This window comes from Pseudoalteromonas sp. ESRF-bin5 (assembly GCF_002632075.1).
Lineage (GTDB): Bacteria > Pseudomonadota > Gammaproteobacteria > Enterobacterales > Alteromonadaceae > Pseudoalteromonas > Pseudoalteromonas marina.
The window spans coordinates 40,583-47,693 of sequence record NZ_NTLW01000102.1 but is presented as its reverse complement, the minus strand read 5'-3'; the positions used below and the strand labels follow the sequence as shown (position 1 = coordinate 47,693).

At 38.4% G+C, this 7,111-nt stretch carries 7 protein-coding genes; 4 read left to right on the top strand and 3 right to left on the bottom strand.

Annotated elements, in window-relative coordinates:
* The 4 genes from ftsY to rpoH all read left to right on the top strand — a co-directional run.
* Positions 1 to 698 (top strand): signal recognition particle-docking protein FtsY (gene ftsY, locus BCG07_RS05225; protein ID WP_286889102.1); only part of this gene is annotated, 698 nt, incomplete at its 5' end.
* Between the two features lie 85 nt (positions 699 to 783).
* On the top strand, positions 784 to 1,461 hold the full coding sequence (gene ftsE / locus BCG07_RS05220) for a cell division ATP-binding protein FtsE (RefSeq protein ID WP_286889100.1): 678 nt from the start codon (positions 784 to 786) through the stop codon (positions 1,459 to 1,461).
* Positions 1,458 to 2,444, top strand: coding sequence for a permease-like cell division protein FtsX (ftsX, locus tag BCG07_RS05215; protein WP_286889098.1), 987 nt, complete (start codon positions 1,458 to 1,460; stop codon positions 2,442 to 2,444). The genes ftsE and ftsX overlap by 4 nt, the downstream gene beginning before the upstream one ends.
* 441 nt (positions 2,445 to 2,885) lie before the next feature.
* Entirely contained in the window at positions 2,886 to 3,749 is an 864-nt protein-coding gene (gene rpoH / locus BCG07_RS05210; protein WP_286889096.1) for an RNA polymerase sigma factor RpoH, read from the top strand.
* 111 nt (positions 3,750 to 3,860) lie between these two features.
* On the opposite strand, the gene BCG07_RS05205 is transcribed toward rpoH, so the two are convergent.
* The 3 genes from BCG07_RS05205 to BCG07_RS05195 form a co-directional block, all read right to left on the bottom strand.
* On the bottom strand, positions 3,861 to 4,610 hold the full coding sequence (locus BCG07_RS05205; RefSeq protein ID WP_286889094.1) for a divergent polysaccharide deacetylase family protein: 750 nt from the start codon (positions 4,608 to 4,610) through the stop codon (positions 3,861 to 3,863).
* A 79-nt stretch (positions 4,611 to 4,689) separates the two neighbouring features.
* Positions 4,690 to 5,937, bottom strand: coding sequence for a S41 family peptidase (locus BCG07_RS05200; protein WP_286889092.1), 1,248 nt, complete (start codon positions 5,935 to 5,937; stop codon positions 4,690 to 4,692).
* 34 nt (positions 5,938 to 5,971) lie between these two features.
* Positions 5,972 to 7,111 (bottom strand): murein hydrolase activator EnvC family protein, encoded by a 1,140-nt coding sequence (locus BCG07_RS05195; protein ID WP_286889091.1) that lies wholly within the window; start codon positions 7,109 to 7,111, stop codon positions 5,972 to 5,974.

The window sequence follows — 7,111 nt, the reverse complement described above, 5'->3', positions numbered from 1 at the left end:
TAATGAAGCAAGAAATGGCAGCGATGCTAAAGACTGCTGAACAGCCATTAACAATACCAGCAGAAAAAAAACCGTTTGTGATTTTAATGGTAGGCGTAAATGGGGTTGGTAAAACAACTACGATTGGTAAGCTCGCTAAGCAATTTCAAAATGAAGGTAAGTCGGTCATGCTTGCTGCGGGTGACACTTTTAGAGCTGCTGCGGTTGAACAACTTCAAGTATGGGGTGAGCGCAATAGTATTCCAGTTATAGCACAGCATACCGGAGCCGATAGTGCATCGGTGGTATTTGATGCTTTTCAGGCCGCAAAAGCGCGTAATGTCGATGTGTTAATTGCTGATACAGCGGGTCGTCTGCAAAATAAAGATAATTTGATGCAAGAGCTTGAGAAAATAGCTCGTGTAATGAAAAAAATAGATCCTGATGCACCGCACGAGGTGATGCTAACAATAGATGCAGGTACAGGGCAAAATGCGATTAGCCAAGTAAACTTGTTTAACCAATGTGTAGGTTTAACGGGTATTACTTTGTCAAAACTTGATGGTACAGCAAAAGGTGGGGTTATTTTTGCTGTAGCTGATAAGTTTAACATTCCAATTCGTTATATTGGTGTTGGTGAAGGTATTGATGATTTGCGTTCGTTTAAAAGCGATGACTTTATCGATGCATTATTTAGCCAAGATGAGGACGACGCTTAATTTACCAAGAAGGGAGCTTGCTCCCTTTTTAATTGCGAGGAATACCAATTGCATTAACACTTTAATGAGGTTGGCATAATAAAAAATGATAAATTTTCAGCAAGTAAGTAAAACCTATCCAGGGGGGCATCGTGCCCTCGAAAAAGTTAATTTTCATATAAAATCTGGCGAATTGGCCTTTTTGACAGGCCATAGTGGTGCGGGTAAAAGTACACTTTTAAAGCTTATCAGTTTAATGGAACGTCCATCTGCTGGTAACGTATTTATTAATGGTGTTGATTTAAATAAAGTTAATTCGCGACAAATCCCTTATGCTCGCCGAGATATTGGTATTATTTTTCAAAACCATCGATTATTAGAGCGATACACTGTATTTGATAATGTCGCGCTACCGCTGATCATCGAAGGTACTCATCGTAATCAAATTGCAAAGCGTGTTCATGGTGCGCTCGATAAAGTGGGTTTAATCGATAAAGTTAAATGTCATCCATCTATGTTGTCGGGTGGTGAGCAACAGCGAGTCGGTATTGCACGCGCTATTGTAAATTCTCCGCCAATTTTACTTGCCGATGAGCCAACGGGTAACTTAGATCCTGAACTCTCAATGGAAATACTTAAATTATTTGAAGACTTTAATAAGCATGGTACAACCGTACTTATTGCTACCCATGACTTAGGCCTTGTTGCACGCATGAAGTATAGGAGCTTAACGTTGAAGGATGGCAGAATGCTTGAAGATCCATTAGCGCAGGGGGCATTATGAGTTTACTGTTCAAAAGCCGCCAAAACAAAAACGAAAAACAAAAAAAATCAGTTATTTCAAATGGCTACTTTTTTATCGTTAATATTTTTCGCCAAGGGATTCATAGTCTGGGTGAAATGTGGCGTACACCACTGGCATCTATGATGACAATTGCGGTACTTGGATTAAGCTTAACGCTTCCTGCCACACTTTACTTAGTGGTTAAAAATGTCCAGCAAGTAAGTAGTGGCTTTGAAGAGGCTAGTGAAATATCGTTATTTGTAAAACAAACAATGACGAAACAAGAAACAGCGACGCTAGTTAAGCGCCTAGCCTTATATCCTGAAGTAGAGAGTGTAACGTTTATTTCAAAACAGCAAGCATTAAAAGAATTTCAGGAAGTGTCAGGTTTTGGGCAAGCGCTAGAATATTTAGATAGCAACCCATTACCCGATGTTGTGCTCGTTACACCTACTAAGCGGCATCGCCAGCCTAATGCCGTCAAGGTACTTATGACCAAGTTAGAAGCAGAACGTGAGGTTGATTTTGGCAAACTTGATATAGCCTGGTTAGAGCGCTTAAATGCATTGCTTAGCTTGCTAAAAGAAAGTGTAATAACCATTACTTTGTTATTATTAACCTCTGTAACCCTTATAATAGGTAATACTATTCGCCTATCGATTATGGATAAAAAAGAAGAGATACAAGTAATGAAACTTGTAGGTGCTACAAATACGTTTATACACGCACCATTTTTGTGGACTGGTATTTGGTATGGCGTCATTGGTGGGTTATTTGCTTTTATATCAGTTGCATTGATGATGTGGTGGCTTTCTTCAGCCGTAAACAGTGTGGCAGGTGTGTATCAAACTAACTTTTTACTCATTGGTTTAACGCTTAGCGAATTTGGCTTTTTAGTTTTACTTGCTACAAGCTTGGGGTTTGTTGGCTCTTACTTGTCTGTAAATCGATACATTAAAGAAATAGAGCCAGACAAAGTGTAATATGCATCTACATAGCTCGCTGTTAATCAAGCGAGCAATATAGGTTATGCTATTGGTGCTTTATTCGCTTTAAAGTAAACTTTTTGAATATACATTTAACTTTATAAGCGTGTTTATCTCTTCCTCATTTACGCAAGCTAGTACAAGTGAACTAACTCAATGCTTAGCGCGTATGTTATTGGGTTGGGTTGTTCAGGTCCTATAAAAACTGTCACATTTATCTACTACCCTCCTTATCAAGCATGAATTGTAAATAGAGTGAAAAACTGACGTTAATCACCCGCAATTCCTTAATTCATCGCTTATTCAGTCGCTTATAGTAGACTTCAATAACGCTAAAAAACCGCTTGATTTATACTTTAAAAAAGTTTTAAATTGGGGTTAGCACTCTTCGATAAAGAGTGCTAAGATGGTTTCAAATGTTTATCACCGAGGTGAAAAATGAGTAAAGATTTATACGCAATGGCACTTACAGTTGGACAACAAAGCGCAAGCATGGATGGCTACCTTCAAGCGGTCAGCACAATCCCTATGCTTAAAGTTGAAGAAGAGCAAAAACTTGCTAAAAAACTTCAGGAAGAAGGCGATCTTAGTGCTGCAAAGCAACTCATTATGTCGCATTTGCGCTTTGTAGCGCATATAGCTAAAAGCTACTCGGGATACGGCTTGCCACAAGCTGACCTTATTCAAGAAGGCAATATAGGCCTGATGAAAGCGGTTAAACGTTTCGACCCAAGCGTGGGTGTTCGTTTAGTATCGTTTGCAGTGCATTGGATTAAAGCCGAAATACACGAATTTGTTCTTAAGAACTGGCGTATAGTTAAAGTAGCTACTACAAAAGCACAGCGTAAATTGTTTTTTAATCTTCGTAAAAATAAAAAGCGTTTAGGCTGGTTTAACCAAGCAGAGGTTAGCACTGTTGCTAGTGAGCTGGGTGTAAGCGAAAAAGAAGTGCGTGAAATGGAATCTCGTATGAGCGGTCAAGATATGGGCTTTGACTTAACGGGTGATGATAACGATGACGCACCAACAAGCACTTATTCGCCGGTACAATATTTAACGGATGGTTCTGCTGATTTAGCTGATGACATTGAGCAGCAACAATGGCAGGAACAGTCTCATACTCGTTTGTTTAGTGCACTTAAAACACTAGATGAACGTTCACAAGACATTGTAAGTGCGCGCTGGTTGTCTGATGACAAAGCAACACTACAAGAGCTTGCTGAAAAATACAGTGTATCTGCTGAGCGTGTTCGCCAGCTAGAAAAAACAGCAATGAAAAAGTTACAAAGCGCTATGAGCTGATACCTTCTAAAAGCGTAATATTTTTAAAAGCCCTGCATGAAAACGCAGGGCTTTTTTGTTGAAAATTAATAATGTAGACAAGTATTCTAGGAAGTATCTTGTTTTATTTAATTATCGCGCGCTAATCGTTTTCCCTTGAGCTTGCGCTAACTGAATATATTTACGTTGTACTAACTGAGAAACAGGTACTAACTCATAGCCTTGTTGAGTAAGTTCAGGCAGGGCTTTACGTAAAAAAGCAATAGTTTCAGGATAAGGGTGGGCAATGGCAATGGCAAAATTGTGATCTGTTGCTTTTTGTTTAAGTTCATCGAGCCTAAACTGAAGCTGATCTGTTGTTGTTATGTTGTCCAAAAAAACATGGCGACCAATATTTTCAACCCCAAAAAAGTTTGCAGCATTTTGTGCCTGGCTTAAGCCAGTTGTTCGGCTATCTAAAAAGTACAACTCGCGCTTTTTAAGTACTTCCATTGTCCATTTCATGGCTTGGCTTTGCTGAGTTAATGCAGAGCCCATGTGATTATTAACACCTCTAACTTGCGGTAAACTTGCTAGTGCTGTTCCTAGCGTTTGTTGTAGTTGAGCTTTGTCCATATCAAGAGTAAGCGCACCAGGCCCTAGTGCTTTGCCGTTAAGTGCCTGCATAGGCACATGTAAAAGCAGCTCTTTATTTGCTTTGCTAGCACGTGTTGCAAAAACTTGCGAATAGGGTGTATGGGGCAAAATTGAATAAGTCAATTGCCCTGGTAAGGTTAAAAACTCTAAGTCTCTTTGGTGGTAGCCTATATCATCAATAACTATCGCTATTTGTTTAGCATTAGCGCTAAAGCAAGCAATACATACACTGAAAAAAAGCCACATCCGTATTATTCTGTTAATAGTATTCACGTTTATAATTTTTATTATCTTTTTATGCCCAGTAACGCTTAAACAAAATAGATTACTGCATACTGAGTAATTGTTTTGCTTTAACTAACTGTAAATCAGCTAAGGTGTTAACAAGCTGGTGTTGATTATTTTTTTCTTGCTTATTTTTTATTATAACGGCTTTATTGTTTTGTGGAAGTGTTGTTTGATTAATCGTCACATCGGGCTTTATTCCAACACCATCTATTGATTCACCAGAAGGTGTAAAATACTTTGCGGTAGTGAGTTTTAAAGCGGTATTACCATCACCTAATGGTATAAGTGATTGCACTGACCCCTTTCCAAAAGATTGGCTTCCAACCACTTTTGCCCTGTTGTTGTCTTTTAAGGCACCGGCTAAAATTTCAGCCGCAGAGGCTGAATTTTCATTAATAAGCACAACAATTGGAGCGCCTTTGAGTATGTCGCCCCGTTTAGCATAAAAGGCTTGGTTAGCGTCAAAGTATCTGCCTTTCGTTGTTACTATAGTTCCGCTTTCTAAGAATAAATCAGAGACCGCAATCGCACTTTTAAGGGTGCCTCCGGGGTTGTCACGTAAATCAATTACAAGCCCTAATAATGGATAATCATAATTATTTTGCATCGCTGCAATTTGCAATGCAACTTCGTGTAGTGTGTGATTAGAAAAACTATTAATAGCTAAATAGCCAATGCCGGACTCTAAAACTTTACTGGTTACACTCTCTAATTGTATTTGCGTACGAGCTACGTTAAATGACAAAACTTCTGGGCTTTCATTTCGCTTAACGGTGAGATTAATTGTTGTAAATTTATTTTCTTTTATTAAAGTTGCGACTTCGCTAACGCTGAGAAAATTGACCGTTTTTTGATTAACACTAACAATAATATCGCCAGCTAAAATACCTGCTTCTTTCGCTGGTGAGTTATTTACCACGTTAACTATTTTTATGTCAGTATCGACCTTTTTTACTTCAATACCTAAGCCCGTATATTGGCCATTGGTATTATCAAATAAGGCATCGAGCTCGTGTTCGTTAAGGTATTTAGAGTAGGGGTCTAGCTTTGAGTATAAGCGCTCAAACTGTTTGTTGTTGTATTGCACATAATGGCTGTTTTGAAGATCTAAATCGTCAACATAATAGGCGTGTATGTTAAATAAAATTTCATCTATTTGTTGGCTTTTAAGGTTTTTTACTGAGCTGGCAAATGCATTGTTAAGTACTAAAGTAAAGGTGAATAAAAACAGGCTGAAAACATAGCCTGCTTTTTTAAATGCGGGTATTACATTGTTGTTTTTCATCAGCTACTCCTCAGCGGAGCAGCGGTTTATTCAATTAAATACGTCTGCACCATTTTACGGGATTTACTGCGCGTCCTTTGTGTCGTATTTCAAAGTATAGACCAGAACTTGCCTGTCCGCCGCTTTGGCCAACCAACGCTAAAGTTTCGCCTTGGCGTACCATGTCACCTACGTCTCTCAGTAGTGTTTGTGCATGGCCGTATAGGCTCATAAATCCTTCACCATGATCGACTACAATTACCCAACCATAACCTTTTAACCAATCTGCAAATACAACCTGTCCATTGTGCACGCTATTTACATTTTCGCCTTCTTTAGCGCCAATTAGCACGCCTTTCCAATCAATGCCGCCATGTTTGCGCTGGCCAAATTGGTGTTTTAATTTACCTTTACTAGGCCAGTTTAATTTGCCTTTATTTTTATTGAGGCCAAGTAATTCTATTTTTTTTGTTTTTTCTTTTTCTAATTCTTCAATTGTATTAACAAGGGTTTGTTGGTTTTCTTTTAAGTAATCGATTGAGCTTTTAGTACTCGTAAGCTGAACTTGAAGATTCCTAAGGTTAGCTTGACGTTCACTTTGTGCATTTACTAAGGCTGTTTGACGCCTTTTTTGCTCGTTGTATAAAGCTAAAAGCTTTTCTTTTGTTTTATTGAGTGCAACTTGGTTTAACGCGATTTGTTGTTTAAGTTCTTTTAATTCTTCAATTTGTTCAATTCGTGCTTTGTTTAGGTAATTATAATAGCTCAGTGTTCGCTCAAATTGCGCTGTGTTTTCTTGATTCAGCAACATTTTAGAGTAGTCATCACCACCTGCCATGTAAGCGCTTTTAAGTTGCGCTCCTAAAATACGTTGAAATTCGATGTGTTTTTTATCGAGTTCATCAGCTTTTTTTTGTTGTTGATTTTGCTGCTGCTGGGTTTCTTTAACAGACTGCTCAGCCATATTAAGTGCTTTAGCGTTTTTAGCTATTTCAAGCTCATGGCTTTTAAGATTTTTTTGAAGTTGAGATATTTTTTTTCGTTGTTGATTATACTCAGATTGGCTTTGTTCAAGTGCTTGTTTCACTTGTGAGAGATCTTTTTTAGTGCGATCTTCATTGGCAACTGCAGATGCAGTCACCAATGAGGCGAGTATTAAGCCGCACTTAAAGTATCGGTTAACACGTTTAATCAT

What these genes read in the sequence shown, in the direction of transcription:
- ftsE (WP_286889100.1), top strand. Translation starts at nt 784, where the DNA reads ATGATAAATTTTCAGCAAGTAAGTAAAACCTATCCAGGGGGGCATCGT.
- ftsX (WP_286889098.1), top strand. Translation starts at nt 1,458, where the DNA reads ATGAGTTTACTGTTCAAAAGCCGCCAAAACAAAAACGAAAAACAAAAA.
- rpoH (WP_286889096.1), top strand. Translation starts at nt 2,886, where the DNA reads ATGAGTAAAGATTTATACGCAATGGCACTTACAGTTGGACAACAAAGC.
- BCG07_RS05205 (WP_286889094.1), bottom strand. Translation starts at nt 4,610, where the DNA reads ATGTGGCTTTTTTTCAGTGTATGTATTGCTTGCTTTAGCGCTAATGCT.
- BCG07_RS05200 (WP_286889092.1), bottom strand. Translation starts at nt 5,937, where the DNA reads ATGAAAAACAACAATGTAATACCCGCATTTAAAAAAGCAGGCTATGTT.
- BCG07_RS05195 (WP_286889091.1), bottom strand. Translation starts at nt 7,111, where the DNA reads ATGATTAAACGTGTTAACCGATACTTTAAGTGCGGCTTAATACTCGCC.